Source organism: Paraoerskovia sediminicola, assembly GCF_030296575.1.
Taxonomy (GTDB): Bacteria; Actinomycetota; Actinomycetes; order Actinomycetales; family Cellulomonadaceae; genus Paraoerskovia; species Paraoerskovia sediminicola.
Genome location: NZ_AP027729.1, coordinates 2,459,209 through 2,473,641 on the forward strand (window position 1 = coordinate 2,459,209; position 14,433 = coordinate 2,473,641).

The window sequence follows — 14,433 nt, forward strand, 5'->3', positions numbered from 1 at the left end:
CAGCACCCGCATCACCGAGCAGCACTGAGCACGACCAGCACCAGCAGAGCGGTACCAGCGTCACCTGAGTCACCAGCACGACGGTCGAACGACCAGCGGTCGCGACCGCGACCCGATCCGAGGAGACACCGATGGTCCAGGGCACCCACCCGGCCGCAGCGAGGCCCGGCGTGACGCCGGCGGCGCTCGCCGCGGCACCGAAGCCCGCGCCGGCGACGTCCGGCGCGCGCGACCCGAAGGGACGCGCCTTCGCGGCCCCGCTCACGAGCGGTGGCGCATCGGTACCCGTCGAGGACGTCACGGGCGCGGAGTCGGTCGTGCGGTCCCTCGAGGAGGTCGGGGTCGACACGATCTTCGGGATCCCGGGCGGCGCCGTCCTGCCCCTGTACGACCCGCTGATGGACTCCGCGAAGCTGCGGCACATCCTCGTGCGGCACGAGCAGGGCGGTGGCCACGCGGCCTCCGGCTACGCGCACGCCACCGGCCGCGTCGGGGTGACCGTCGCGACCTCGGGTCCCGGCGCGACGAACCTCGTGACCCCTCTCGCCGACGCGAACATCGACTCGATCCCGCTCGTCGCGATCACGGGTCAGGTCGGCGCCTCGGCCATCGGGACCGACGCCTTCCAGGAGGCCGACATCGTGGGCATCACGATGCCGGTCACGAAGCACAGCTACCTCGTGACCGACCCGGCCGAGATCCCTCGCGTGATCGCCGAGGCGTTCCACGTCGCCTCGACCGGTCGTCCCGGCCCGGTGCTGGTGGACATCGCGAAGTCGGCGCTCGTCGCGAGCTCGACCTTCTCCTGGCCGCAGGAGCTCCAGCTGCCCGGCTACCACCCGGTCACCAAGCCCCACAGCAAGCAGATCCGCGAGGCCGCGCGACTGCTCGCGACGGCCCGTCGACCGGTGCTCTACGTGGGTGGCGGGACGGTGCGGGCGAACGCCTCGCCCGAGCTGCGTGCACTCGTGGACCTGTCCGGCGCCCCGGTCGTGACGACCCTCATGGCGCGCGGAGCGCTGCCCGACAGCCACCCGCAGAACCTCGGCATGCCGGGCATGCACGGGACCGTGCCCGCGGTGGCCGCGCTCCAGAAGGCCGACCTGGTGGTCTCGCTCGGTGCGCGCTTCGACGACCGCGTGACCGGCAAGCTCTCCACGTTCGCCCCGCACGCGACGATCGTCCACGCCGACATCGACCCGGCCGAGATCGGCAAGAACCGCGCGGTCGACGTGCCGATCGTCGGCGACCTGAAGGAGGTCCTCGCGGACCTCGCGCCCGAGCTCAGGGCGGCGCACGAGGCCAAGGGGCTCCCGGACCTCGCCGCCTGGTGGCACCAGATCGACGACTGGCGCGAGACCTACCCCTCGGCTACACCGAGCCGGAGGACGGCCACCTGTCGCCGCACCGGGTCATCCAGCGGCTCGGCGAGCTGGCCCGCCCGGAGACGATCTTCGCGGGCGGCGTCGGTCAGCACCAGATGTGGGCTGCGCAGTTCATCCGCTACGAGCACCCGCGCACGTGGATCAACTCCGGCGGGCTCGGGACCATGGGCTACGCCGTCCCGGCCGCGATGGGCGCCAAGGTCGGCATGCCCGACCGCGACGTCTGGGCGGTCGACGGCGACGGCTGCTTCCAGATGACCAACCAGGAGCTCGCGACCTGCGCGATCAACGACATCCCGATCAAGGTGGCGCTGATCAACAACTCGTCGCTCGGCATGGTGCGGCAGTGGCAGACGCTGTTCTACAACAAGCGCTACTCGAACACGGACCTGCACACGGGCCACGGGACGCGGCAGATCCCGGACTTCGTCAAGCTCGCCGACGCGTACGGGTGCGAGGGCATCCGCGTCGAGAGCGTCGGCGAGATCGACGCCGCGATCAAGCGCGCGAACGAGATCGACGACCGACCCGTCGTCGTGGACTTCAGGGTCTCGCGCGACGCGATGGTCTGGCCGATGGTCGCCGCCGGCGTGAGCAACGACGAGATCCAGTACGCACGGGGCATCTCGCCCTCGTGGGACCGCGAAGACTGAGCACAGGGGAGTACCAGCCATGTCACGTCACACCCTCTCGGTGCTCGTCGAGAACAAGCCCGGCGTGCTCACGCGCGTCGCAGGCCTCTTCGCCCGCCGCGCGTTCAACATCCACTCGCTCGCCGTCGGCCCGACGGAGCACGACGACATCTCGCGCATGACGGTCGTCGTCGACGTCGAGGACAACCCGCTCGAGCAGGTCACGAAGCAGCTCAACAAGCTGATCCACGTGCTCAAGATCGTCGAGCTCGACCCGTCGTCCTCGGTGCAGCGCGAGCTGATGCTCGTGAAGGTCCGCGCCGACGCCGAGCACCGGACCGGGGTGCTCGAGGTCGTCGAGCTCTTCCGGGCCAAGGTTGTCGACGTCGTGCCCGAGGCCGTCACCATCGAGGCCACGGGCAACCCCGACAAGCTCGCGGCGCTGCTGGGGGCCCTCGAGCCCTACGGCGTCCGGGAGATCGTCAAGTCCGGGACGCTGGCGGTCGGTCGCGGTCAGCGGTCGATCACCGACCGGTCGTTCGACCGCGCCGCGCGGAGCGCGTAGCCCCACCGTTCCACGCCGCGGCGCGGCCGGACCGGGCGGGGCACGCCCACCGAGCGGCCCGCAGCAGGTCTCACGCGCCACCCAGCACGCCCCAGCACGCCCGACAGACTCAGCAGACCAGAACAGACACAACAGACTCAGCACCGACACCACCGATACAAGGAGTAGCACCGTGGCACAGATGTTCTACGAGGACGACGCCGACCTTTCCGTCCTCTCCGGCCGCAAGGTCGCCGTCGTCGGCTACGGCAGCCAGGGCCACGCCCACGCGCTGAACCTCCGCGACTCCGGCGTCGACGTCGTCGTGGGCCTGCGCGAGGGCTCGTCGTCCGTCGCCAAGGCCGAGGAGCAGGGCCTCGCCGTCCTCCCCGTCGCCGAGGCCGTCAAGGCGGCCGACCTCGTCGTGATCCTCGCTCCCGACCAGGTCCAGCGCCACGTGTACCGCGACGAGATCGAGCCCAACCTGAAGCCGGGCGCGACGCTCGTCTTCAGCCACGGCTTCAACATCCGCTTCGGCTACATCAAGCCCGCCGAGGGCATCGACGTCGTCATGGTCGCGCCCAAGGGTCCGGGCCACACCGTGCGCCGCGAGTACGTCGACGGTCGCGGCGTTCCCGTGATCATCGCTGTCGAGCAGGACGCCTCGGGCAACGCCTGGGACGTCGCGCTCGCCTACGCCAAGGGCATCGGCGGGCTGCGCGCCGGCGGCATCAAGACCACGTTCACCGAGGAGACCGAGACCGACCTCTTCGGTGAGCAGGCCGTGCTCTGCGGTGGCGCGTCGCAGCTCGTCCAGTACGGGTTCGAGACCCTCACCGAGGCCGGCTACCAGCCGGAGATCGCGTACTTCGAGGTGCTCCACGAGCTCAAGCTGATCGTCGACCTGATGATCGAGGGCGGCATCGCGAAGCAGCGCTGGTCGATCTCCGACACCGCCGAGTACGGCGACTACGTCTCCGGGCCGCGCGTCATCGACCCGCGCGTCAAGGAGAACATGAAGGCCGTCCTCGGCGACATCCAGAACGGTGCGTTCGCCGAGCGCTTCATCACCGACCAGGACAACGGCGCGCCCGAGTTCAAGGCGCTGCGCGCCAAGGGCGAGGCGCACCCGATCGAGTCCACGGGTCGCGAGCTGCGCTCGATGTACGCGTGGATCAAGGACACCGACTCGGACTACGTCGAGGGTTCCGCGGGGCGCTGACCGTCCCCGCGTCGTCGGAGAGGCGACCGGCCGGGTGGATCTGTCGATCAGCCCGACCGGTCGCCTCTGCGGTGTCCGGAGTCTGAGAGGATCCGGGTATGGGCGACGACGCTGAGCAGACCGTGACCGGGACCGACGACCGTGCGGAGGAGTTCGTCGAGGGCAGCGACGAGGCTGCGCACGCGCAGGCGGTGCTCGAGTTCTGGGAGGCCGCGCGCATCCCGGCCGGACTCGTCCGCACGGCCACCTACACCGGCTACTCGGTCGAGGCGTCGGTCGTGCCGCCGTCCTGGAGCTTCGGCGACGACCCCGAGATGGCGGACCGGCTCCTCGAGGCGGTGCTGAGCGGGGACAAGACCGCGACGTCGTCCGCCCTCTGGGAGTACGAGGAGGCCGGGGAGGAGCTGCCGAAGGTCCGGGACCTGTCGATCATCATCGACTCGACCGGGGCGCCGCGCGCCCTGATCCGTGTGGAGTCGGTCGAGATCGTCCCGTTCGAGCAGGTCGGCGAGGACTTCGCGGCGGCGGAGGGGAGGGCGACAGGTCGCTGGCGTCCTGGCGGTCCGACCACGAGGAGTTCTTCACGCGCGGGCTGCCGCTCGGCCGCGAGTTCACCACGGACCTGCAGGTCGTCTGCGAGCGGTTCAAGGTCCTCTTCCCGTAGTCCGCCGCGGCCTGCCGTGGTCCGCCGTATCCCGCCGAAGCCGCGTCGAAGGTCGAGCGACCAGCTCTCGACCGTCCCTCGCGGGTCCCCGCAGTCCACCTCCGAGGGCGCGCTCGCGACCCGACCGGATCGTGAGACCGGCGTCCCGCATCGTGGTAGCGGGCGTAACCTGGCCGCATGCCGAACATCAAGCTCGCAGTCGTGGCCGGGGACGGGATCGGGACCGAGGTCGTGGACCAGGGGCTCGCGGTCCTGGAGTCGGTGCTCGCCGGCTCCGGCACGCAGGTCACGCCGACGGCGTTCGAGCTCGGCGCGAAGCGCTGGCACGCGACGGGCGAGACCCTCACGGACGACGACCTCGAGGCGATCCGCGCGCACGACGCGATCCTCCTCGGCGCGATCGGCGACCCGACGGTCCCGTCGGGCGTCCTCGAGCGCGGGCTGCTGCTCAAGCTGCGCTTCTCGCTCGACCACTACGTGAACCTGCGCCCCGGCAAGCTGTACCCCGGCGTGAAGTCCCCGCTCGCCGAGCCGGGCGAGGTCGACTTCGTCGTCGTGCGCGAGGGCACCGAGGGCCCCTACGGCGGCGTCGGTGGCTCGGTGCGCACCGGCACGCCGCAGGAGATCGCGACCGAGGTGTCGGTCAACACGGCGTTCGGCGTCGAGCGGGTCGTCCGCGACGCGTTCGCCCGCGCCCAGGCGCGACCGCGCAAGCACCTCACGCTGGTGCACAAGCACAACGTCCTCGTGAACGCCGGCCACCTGTGGCGTCGCACGGTCGAGGCCGTCAACGCGGAGTTCCCCGACGTGACCACCGACTACCTCCACGTCGACGCGGCCACGATCTTCCTCACGACCAACCCGTCGCGGTTCGACGTGATCGTCACCGACAACCTGTTCGGCGACATCATCACCGACCAGGCTGCGGCGATCTGCGGCGGGATCGGCCTCGCGGCCTCGGGCAACATCAACCCCGACCGCACCGCGCCGTCCATGTTCGAGCCGGTGCACGGCTCGGCCCCCGACATCGCCGGGCAGGGCAAGGCGGACCCGACCGCGACGGTCATGTCCGTCGCCATGCTGCTCGCGCACCTGGGCCTCACCGAGGAGTCCGCGCGGGTCGAGGCCGCGGTCGCCGCGGACCTCGCGGAGCGGGGAGCCGAGTACGGTCGACGGCCGAGGTGGGCAGCGACCTCGCACAGCGCGTGCGGGGCTGAGCCTCCTCCCACCACGGCCGTCGCCGCCGGATCCGTCAGGTTCGTCCCGACGCGACCGCTGTGGTGACGCGTGCGGGTCGTCCTTGCTCCCGCGACGTGGAAAACTACAGGGGTCGCCAGGTTGAAAGGCCCCTCATGAGCATCCCGCTTGAAGCATCGGACATCCTCAGCAGCTCGCTGGAGGACCTCGTCGACCTGTTCGACGTGCGGCCCTCCGACGCGCCCCGCCCGGACCACGAGCGCGAGGCAGAGCTCGCCTCCCCGAAGTTCGGCGCCGTCTTCACCGACCACATGGCCCGCGTCTCGTACACCGCGGACCGGGGCTGGTACGACCGGCGCGTCGAGAAGTACGGGCCGCTGCAGCTCGACCCGGCCACCGCCGTCCTGCACTACGCCCAGGAGATCTTCGAGGGGCTGAAGGCCTACAAGCACTCCGACGGCTCGATCTGGACGTTCCGGCCCGAGCAGAACGCCGCCCGGTTCGCGCGCTCCGCAGCACGCCTGGCGCTGCCGGCGCTCTCGGTCGACGACTTCATCGCGTCCCTCGCCGCCCTCGTGCGGACCGACAGCGCGTGGGTGCCGACGGGGGAGGAGGCGAGCCTCTACCTGCGCCCCTTCATGTTCGCGTCCGAGCCGTTCCTGGGCGTGCGGTCGAGCCGTGAGGTCGACTACATCGTCATCGCCTCGCCCGTCGGCCCGTACTTCTCGGGCGGCGTCGCCCCGGTCTCGATCTGGGTCGAGCGCGACTTCGCCCGCGCGGCAGCCGGCGGGACCGGTGCGGCCAAGTGCGGCGGCAACTACGCCGCGAGCCTCCTGCCGCAGACCCAGGCGCAGGCTCGCGGGTGCGACCAGGTGTGCTTCCTCGACGGCACCGGCACCTACCTCGAGGAGCTCGGCGGGATGAACGTCTTCGTCGTGCGCGCCGACGGGTCGGTCGAGACGCCCGAGCTCACCGGGTCGATCCTCGAGGGCGTGACGCGCTCGTCGATCATCCAGCTGCTCCAGGACGGCGGCCACGAGGTGCGCCAGCGACAGATCCCCCTGGACGAGCTCCTCGCCCAGATCGACGACGGCACGGTCACCGAGGTCTTCGCGTGCGGCACGGCCGCCGTGGTCACGCCGATCGGCCGGCTGGCCGGGTCGAACTTCGACAAGAGCATCTCGGACGGCGCGGCCGGCTCGCTGACGATGGCGATCCGAGAGGAGCTCACGGGGATCCAGACGGGCGCCGTCGAAGACCGGCACGGGTGGCTCCGCCGGCTCGCCTGACCTGGGTCTGTCCTGAAGGGGTCAGCGCTGTGCCGGTGGTGGCGGTGGTGGCGGCGGCACGGGCCGGGTCGTCCGGCCCGGCCTGATGCTGCGGATCGCGACTCCTGAGACGGTCGCCCACGCGACCATCGAGACGAGCAGGAACAGCGCGGCCGTGAACGCCGTCGGCACGATGCCCTCGACCCACCGGAACGGCAGCACCGTCAGCACGACCACGACGCCGACCATGGACCAGCCGAAGTAGAGCCGCGGCCGGGAGACGCTCGCGGTCAGCAGACCCATGATCACGACCGCTCCGAGACCGATCACGGCACCGGCGACCCCGAACGCCTGGTTGTCCGGGAGGTCGCCGGGCATCTGCGGGGGCGGGAGCAGGTCGACGCGGAAGATCGCCTCGATGACGGTGGCCGCTGCGAAGCCGGTGAGAGCGGTCGCGGCCACCGCGACCAGCGAGCCGACGGCGAAGCGCAGCTTCGCGACCCGGGGCCCGGGGGCGGGGTGGGGCCGGGAGCCGGGGGCACAGGCGGGTCGGCTGACATACGGGGAGCCTAGTGGCGGGTCGTCGGTGCGTCCCGGCGGCGTGCCGCGGCTCCCCAGGGTCGGACGGCGGCGCGTGCGACGCGATGACCACAGTGTGGACAGGTGGTGTCGTCGTGGCGGGGGACGTGTCAGAGTGTGTCTCGTGACACACCTCAGCTCCTCGCTCATTCTTACGTAGCGCGCCCGGTCCACACACCGAGCGCGCAAACCTCCCGTACCCCGGGGGTTTTTTTGTTGCCGGGCACACCCCGCCCGGCGACGGACCTCCCGGTCCAGGCTTCACGAGAGCCACTCCGGGAGGACGAGCAGGAGGTACGAGAGGGCGTCGTCGGTATGTACAGGCGCACGCCCTAGAGTGGTGACGGCCCGCCGGGACGATCCGCGGCGCCGTCGGACCCCCGGAGAGAGAACCACCTGATGAACCCGACCTTCGACGTCTACGACACCACGCTGCGCGACGGCGCTCAGCAGGAGGGCATGAACCTCTCGGTCGGGGACAAGATCGCGATCGCCCCGCTGCTCGACGAGCTGGGTGTCGGCTACATCGAGGGCGGCTGGCCGGGGGCGATCCCGAAGGACACGGACTTCTTCGCCCGCGCCCGCACGGAGCTCGACCTGAAGCACGCGGTGCTCGCGGCGTTCGGGGCGACGCGCAAGGCGGGCGTCCGCGCCGAGGACGACGCCCAGGTCCGGGCGCTGCTCGACTCCCAGGCGCCGGTCGTCACGCTCGTCGCCAAGTCGGACGTCCGGCACGTCGAGCGCGCGCTGCGCACGACGCCCGCCGAGAACCTCGCGATGATCAGCGACACCGTGCGGTTCCTGACCGCCGAGGGTCGCCGCGTGGTCCTCGACGCCGAGCACTTCTTCGACGGGTACCGGTTCGACGCCGCGTACACGACCTCGGCCGTCGTGGCCGCCGTCGAGGCGGGCGCGGAGGTCGTCACCCTGTGCGACACGAACGGGGGCATGCTCCCCGGGTGGGTGACCGAGATCGTCGGCGAGCTCCGCGAGGCGCTCGGCCACACGGACGACTCCGCGTACCGGCTCGGCATGCACGCCCACAACGACTCGGGCTGCGCGGTCGCGAACACGCTCGCGGCCGTCGAGGCTGGCGCCGCGCACGTCCAGGGCACGATCAACGGCTACGGCGAGCGCACCGGCAACGCCGACCTCCTGACGGTCGTCGCGAACCTCGAGATCAAGGGCGGTCGCCGTCTGCTGGCCGGCGACGGGCTCAGCGAGGCCACCCGGATCGCCCATGCCGTCAGCGAGATCACGAACATCTCCCCGTACGGCCGGCAGCCCTACGTCGGCGCGAGCGCGTTCGCCCACAAGGGCGGGCTGCACGCCAGCGCGATCAAGGTGGACCCCGACCTCTACCAGCACATCGACCCCCGCGCGGTCGGCAACGACATGCGCATGCTGATCTCGGACATGGCGGGTCGCGCCTCGATCGAGCTCAAGGGTCGCGAGCTGGGCTTCGATCTCACCGGCCAGTCCGACCTGCTCTCGCGGGTCACGAACCAGGTCAAGTCCGCCGAGGCCGTCGGGTACACCTACGACGCGGCCGACGCGTCGTTCGAGCTGATGCTGCGCGCCGCGATCACGGGCGAGCGGCCGCAGTACTTCGCCGTCGAGAGCTGGCGCACGATCGTCGAGCGCAAGGGCCCCCGCGGCACGGAGGCGACGGCCGAGGCGACCGTCAAGCTGTACGCGGGCGGCGACCGGCACGTCAGCGTGGGCGAGGGCAACGGCCCGGTCAACGCTCTCGACCACGCGCTGCGCCAGGCGCTCGTGCGCGTCTACCCGGAGCTGAGCGGGTTCGAGCTCATCGACTTCAAGGTGCGCATCCTCGACACCATGCACGGCACCGACGCGACGACGAGGGTCCTCATCGAGTCGACCGACGGGCAGCGGTCGTGGTCGACCGTCGGCGTCGGGCCGAACCTCATCGAGGCCGCGTGGGAGGCCCTCACCGACTCGGCGATCTACGGGCTGATCCACGCGGGCGTCGACCCGCGCTGAGGGTCAGCGCGGGCCGACTCCCGCGCCGACGGTCGCGCCGACGGCCGGCCGGTGGACGACCGCGCCGACCGTGAGCCGCGGGCCGCGGGCCGACACCTGTGCTGACCGTCAGCCGCGGGCCGTGAGCCGCGGAGCGTCAGCCGCGGGCTGACGGCTTGACGAAGGGGAACGCCAGCGTCTCGCGGATGCTCGCGCCGATGAGCATCATGTAGACGCGGTCGACACCGATGCCGAGCCCGCCCGTCGGCGGCATCGCGAACTCGAGCGCCGAGAGGAACGACTCGTCGACCTCCATCGCCTCGGGGTCGCCCGCGGCGGCCAGCAGCGACTGCTCGGTGAGCCGCTTGCGCTGGTCGACGGGGTCGACGAGCTCCGAGTACGCGGTGCCGAGCTCCGCGCCGAACGCCACGAGGTCCCAGCGCTCCGCGAGCCGCGGGTCCGTGCGGTGGACGCGGGTCAGCGGTGAGGTCTCGACGGGGAAGTCCGTGTAGAAGGTGGGCTCCTGGGTGGGACCCTCGACGAGCTCGTCGTACAGCTCGGTGATGAGCGCGCCGTGCGTGGCGTCGTCCGGCGCGTGCACGTCGAACCCGTCGCACAGGGCGCGGACCCGCTCGATCGGGGTGTCGGGCGAGACCTCCTCGCCGGCGGCACGGGAGATGGCCTCGTGGACGCCGACGACCGGCCAGTCGCCGTCGAGGCGGACGACGGTCCCGTCCGGGCGCTTGGACACGGGCTCGCCGTGGACGGCGATCGCGGCCTCGACGATCATCTCGCGCGTGAGCTCACGCATCGTCGTGTAGTCGCCGAACGCCTGGTAGGCCTCGAGGGATGTGAACTCCGGGTTGTGGGTCGCGTCGGCACCCTCGTTGCGGAAGTTGCGACCGAGCTCGAAGACCCGGTCGATCCCGCCGATCGCGAGCTGCTTGAGATACAGCTCGGGTGCGATGCGCAGGTAGAGGTCGAGGTCGTAGGCGTTGATGTGGGTGTTGAACGGTCGGGCGTTCGCCCCGCCGTGGACCCGCTGGAGGATCGGCGTCTCGACCTCGATGAACCCGCGGGTGGCGAGGGACTCGCGCAGGGAGCGGACGGCGGTGCTGCGGCCGCGCAGCGTGCGGCTCGCCGTGTCGTTCAGGGCCAGGTCGACGTGGCGCAGGCGCATCTTCGCCTCAGGGTCGGTGAGGCCGCGGCGCTTGTCCGGCGGAGCCTTGAGCGACTTCGACGCCATGGTCCACGACTCGACGTGCAGGGTCGTCTCGCCGGTGCGGGACCGAGTCATCGTCCCGGTGACGCTCACGTGGTCGGCGAGGTCGACGACGGCGCTCCAGAGATCCGGTCGCGCCTCGGGCCGGTCCTCGGTGAGCATGACCTGGAGCTCGTCCGTGCGTTCGCGCAGGACGGCGAACTTGACCCCGCCCAGGTCGCGGGAACGGACCACGCGGCCGACGACCGAGATGGTCTGCGGGTCGTTGTCGGTGGCGTCGTCGGCACCGGCGAGGGCTCGCGCCTCGGCGAGGGACGTCGTCCGAGGCACGCCGACGGGGTACGGCTCCATGCCGGCCTCGCGCAGCACGTCGAGCTTCGCGTGCCGGGCGGCCTCCTGGTCGGTGAGCTTGCGCTCGGGCGCCGTGAGCGTCAGGAGCTCGGCCTCCTGGGCGCGCACCCGATCCGCGACACGTTCGGCGATGTCCGGCCGGTCCAGGACCGCGGCGTGGTCGCGGCGCCGGAACAGGCGGGGGAACGAGGGCAGGAAGCCCTCGGCCTGACCTGCGGCGACGAGCACCGGCGTCAGCTCCGTCGCGGACCCGTAGCAGAGGTACCGGGTGCGCCAGGTCGGCTCGTACTTCTGGTTCGACCGGTACAGCGAGTCGAGCTGCCACCACCGCGAGGCGAGCAGGAGCACCCGTCGGGTGCTGCGCTGCACCATCGACGCGCCGACCTTGGTCCCGCTCTCGAAGATCTCGCGGAACATCGCGAAGTTGAGCGAGATGCGCTCGACGCCTGACCCGCGGCCCTCGGTCGCGAGCGTCGTGATCATGAGCTCGGTGACCCCGCTGACGGCCTCGGGGGAGCGGCGCATGTAGTCCAGGGACAGGCCTCGACGGCCCCAGGGGACGAAGGACAGGAGGCCGCGCGGCGTGCCGTCCTCGTCGTGCGCCGTGACGACCGTCGTGCGGGGGTCGCGGGCGTCGCCGAGCCGGTCCAGAGCCATCGAGAATCCGCGCTCCACCTCGCCGTGGCGCCACTCCTCGACGAGCCGCGTGAGCTCCGTGAGCTCGCTCGTCGGGATCTCCGACTGACGGCGGACGCGGACGGTGTAGCCGGCCTTCTGGGGGCGCGCGACGGCGTGGCGCACGGCCCGCATCGACGGTGCCGCGAGGTCGAGGCTGCGGGTCTCGAGGATCGCCTCGTCGCCCATGACCGCCGGGTGCAGGCCTGCCGACTCGAAGGCGCGGGCGCCCGCCTCGCTCGCCGCGAGCACCGCGGGCGTCCAGCCGTAGGAGCGGGCCGTCGCGAGCCAGCGCTCGATCGCCGCGTCCCAGCGCAGCGGGTCGCCGACGGGGTCTCCCGCGGCGAGGGCTACGCCGGCGACGACGCGGTACGAGACCGCCGCGCGGCCGTCCGCCGAGAAGACCGCCTGGCGGTCGTCACGGGTCGCGAAGTACTCGAGCGAGTCGTCCGACGGGTTCTCGAGCATGAGCCGTCGCACGGCGAGGTCGACGTCGGCCTCGTGCCGAGGGTCCGCCGCGGCACCACGGAGGAACGTGCCGATCGCCAGCGCGAGACCCACGGCCGAGATGAGGCCGCCGACGAGGTGCAGCCACGCGGGGGCGGTGCCGTCGGCGACGAACGGTGCGTCGTGCGGGGACGTACCGACCGAGACCGACAGAGCCCACTGCAGGCGGTTCGCGAAGCCGTCGACCGTCGACGGGACGACCTCGAGCAGCGCGAACGACACGACGACCGAGGCTGCGACGAAGGCCAGGAGCACGAGGAGCGCGCGCCAGAACGCACCCGGGACGACGCGCGCGGGGAACGCCCGCCGCGCGGCGGTCAGGACCACGAACGACACGGTCGCGAGCGCCACCGCCGCCCAGAAGGTGCCGTCGAGGCCGGACCCCGAGACGTCGGCGTCGAGTGCGACGGCGATCGCGAAGACGAGGCCGGCGAGGATGACGGGTGCGAGCCAGACGATGATGACGAACAGTGCTGCCGCTCGCAGCCGTCGGCGCAGCCCGTTGGCGATGAGGAGCACCAGGACGATCGAGAACAGGCTCGGCGACGTCGGGATGTTGAGGATCCCGAGGGCGCTCGAGATCCGGTTCGTCGTGCCAGGAGCGATCAGGTGCAACGGGACCGAGATGACCAGCCAGACGAGGTAGACCTCGACGATCCGCGCGGTCCAGCGGGCGACCGCGTCGGCCCAGCGTGGGACGGGCGGGGCCTGGACAGGGCCCGGGACGGAGCCCTGGGACGAGCCCGGAGTCGGGTCTGCGGTCGGGTGCGGAGCCGACGTCGCGTCGTTCGGGCTGCGCTGGGCGTGACTGGCGTCCGGTGTCGGCATGAGGGCATTGAACCAGCGTCCGACGACCCGAGCCCAACGGCGCACCGGAAACTGTACGCCGCGGGCCCTCGCACACCGCGGTTCGCGACCGGCGACGGGACGCGACCGGACGTCGCGGGCTGTCCCGCGCCGGGCGTGACGGACGAGACAAGGGTCCGCGCCGTCGTCCGGCACCCGGAGACCGCCGCCACGCCTACGCTGGGCGCATGCGCGGAGAATACAAGGTCCCTGGTGGCAAGCTCGTCGCCGTCGACGTCGAGACCGAGGACGGGAGGCTGTCCCGGGTCGCCGTCAGCGGAGATTTCTTCCTCGAGCCCGACGACGCCCTCGAGGACATCGACGGGGCGCTGCTGGGCATGCCGGAGACGGCGGGTGTCGCGCAGCTGACGACGGCCGTGGCGTCGGTGCTCGGCGACGACGTGACGATGGTCGGGTTCTCGCCCGAGGCGGTCGCGATCGCGGTCCGGCGGGCGCTCGGGCACGCCACCGGGTGGGGCGACCACGAGTTCGCGGTCATCCACGACGGCCCGGAGAGCCCGGCGATGCAGATGGCGATCGACCAGGTGCTCGCGGAGGAGCTCGACGAGGGGCGGCGGGGCCCGACGCTGCGGATCTGGGAGTGGGCCGACCCGACGGTCGTCATCGGCTCGTTCCAGTCGCTCAAGAACGAGATCGACCCCGAGGGCGCCGAGAAGCACGGGATCACCGTCGTGCGGCGGATCTCGGGCGGCGGCGCGATGTTCATCGAGCCCGGCAACACCATCACCTACTCGCTGACGGTCCCCGGGTCGCTCGTCGAGGGGCTCAGCTTCGAGCGCTCCTACGCGTTCCTGGACGACTGGGTGCTGGGCGCGCTGAAGGACGTCGGTGTCAACGCCACCTACGTGCCGCTCAACGACATCGCCTCACCCGCCGGCAAGATCGCGGGAGCGGCGCAGAAGCGCCTGCGCGGCGGGGCCGTGCTGCACCACGTGACCATGGCGTACGACATCGACGCCGACAAGATGCTCGAGGTCCTGCGGATCGGGCGCGAGAAGATGAGCGACAAGGGCACGAAGAGCGCGAACAAGCGGGTCGACCCGGTGCGCTCGCAGACCGGGATGTCGCGGGAGGCCGTGATCGAGGCGTTCAAGGCGCACTTCCGCGGCCTGTACCGCACGGTCGAGAGCACCGTCACGCCGCAGGAGCGGGCGCGGGCCGAGGAGCTCGCGCGCGAGAAGTTCTCGACGCCGGAGTGGACCGCGCGGGTGCCGTGACCTGTGCGCGCGGGTCCTGACCCGGAAGGGCCTCGACCTGCGACGTCGGACCAGGCTCGCCGGACGGCGGCGCGCTCGACGTGAGAAGCGACGCGAGAGGCTCCGCACCCCAGGGGT

Annotated in this window: 7 protein-coding genes and 3 pseudogenes; 8 read left to right on the forward strand and 2 right to left on the reverse strand. The window is 71.7% G+C overall.

Annotation, left to right across the window (positions count from 1 at the left end; genetic code table 11):
• Positions 1–131 precede the first annotated feature (131 nt).
• The 6 genes and pseudogenes from QUE47_RS11355 to QUE47_RS11380 all read left to right on the forward strand — a co-directional run bounded on the left by QUE47_RS11355 (position 132) and on the right by QUE47_RS11380 (position 6,933).
• Positions 132–2,038: pseudogene (locus QUE47_RS11355) on the forward strand (acetolactate synthase large subunit).
• A 19-nt stretch (positions 2,039–2,057) separates the two neighbouring features.
• Positions 2,058–2,582 (forward strand): acetolactate synthase small subunit, encoded by a 525-nt coding sequence (gene ilvN, locus QUE47_RS11360; RefSeq protein ID WP_286217375.1) that lies wholly within the window; start codon positions 2,058–2,060, stop codon positions 2,580–2,582.
• 172 nt (positions 2,583–2,754) lie between these two features.
• The gene (gene ilvC / locus QUE47_RS11365; RefSeq protein WP_286217377.1) at positions 2,755–3,783 is read left to right on the forward strand and encodes a ketol-acid reductoisomerase; all 1,029 of its coding nucleotides are present in this window, start codon (positions 2,755–2,757) and stop codon (positions 3,781–3,783) included.
• Positions 3,784–4,097: 314 nt separating this feature from the next.
• Positions 4,098–4,447: pseudogene (locus tag QUE47_RS17395) on the forward strand (ASCH domain-containing protein).
• Between the two features lie 177 nt (positions 4,448–4,624).
• Positions 4,625–5,664, forward strand: a pseudogene (locus QUE47_RS11375) (3-isopropylmalate dehydrogenase).
• A gap of 135 nt (positions 5,665–5,799) precedes the next feature.
• A complete protein-coding gene (locus tag QUE47_RS11380) occupies positions 5,800–6,933 on the forward strand; it encodes a branched-chain amino acid aminotransferase (RefSeq protein ID WP_286217378.1) in 1,134 nt (377 codons plus the stop codon).
• 21 nt (positions 6,934–6,954) lie between these two features.
• Here the strand turns inward: QUE47_RS11380 and QUE47_RS11385 are convergent, their stop codons facing one another.
• On the reverse strand, positions 6,955–7,374 hold the full coding sequence (locus tag QUE47_RS11385) for a hypothetical protein (RefSeq protein ID WP_286217379.1): 420 nt from the start codon (positions 7,372–7,374) through the stop codon (positions 6,955–6,957).
• A 516-nt stretch (positions 7,375–7,890) separates the two neighbouring features.
• Here QUE47_RS11385 and cimA point away from each other — a divergent pair.
• On the forward strand, positions 7,891–9,498 hold the full coding sequence (cimA, locus tag QUE47_RS11390) for a citramalate synthase (protein ID WP_286217381.1): 1,608 nt from the start codon (positions 7,891–7,893) through the stop codon (positions 9,496–9,498).
• Between the two features lie 136 nt (positions 9,499–9,634).
• Here cimA and lysX read toward each other — a convergent pair whose 3' ends face one another.
• Entirely contained in the window at positions 9,635–13,060 is a 3,426-nt protein-coding gene (gene lysX / locus QUE47_RS11395) for a bifunctional lysylphosphatidylglycerol synthetase/lysine--tRNA ligase LysX (RefSeq protein WP_286217382.1), read from the reverse strand.
• A gap of 206 nt (positions 13,061–13,266) precedes the next feature.
• Here lysX and lplAB point away from each other — a divergent pair, with 206 nt between their 5' ends.
• Positions 13,267–14,316 (forward strand): lipoate-protein ligase LplAB, encoded by a 1,050-nt coding sequence (gene lplAB / locus QUE47_RS11400; RefSeq protein ID WP_286217383.1) that lies wholly within the window; start codon positions 13,267–13,269, stop codon positions 14,314–14,316.
• The last annotated feature ends 117 nt before the right edge of the window (positions 14,317–14,433 follow it).

Bases quoted from the DNA above. Each gene is read 5' to 3' on its own strand.
- ilvN (WP_286217375.1), top strand. From the start codon at position 2,058: ATGTCACGTCACACCCTCTCGGTGCTCGTCGAGAACAAGCCCGGCGTG.
- QUE47_RS11380 (WP_286217378.1), top strand. From the start codon at position 5,800: ATGAGCATCCCGCTTGAAGCATCGGACATCCTCAGCAGCTCGCTGGAG.
- cimA (WP_286217381.1), top strand. From the start codon at position 7,891: ATGAACCCGACCTTCGACGTCTACGACACCACGCTGCGCGACGGCGCT.
- lysX (WP_286217382.1), bottom strand. From the start codon at position 13,060: ATGCCGACACCGGACGCCAGTCACGCCCAGCGCAGCCCGAACGACGCG.
- lplAB (WP_286217383.1), top strand. From the start codon at position 13,267: ATGCGCGGAGAATACAAGGTCCCTGGTGGCAAGCTCGTCGCCGTCGAC.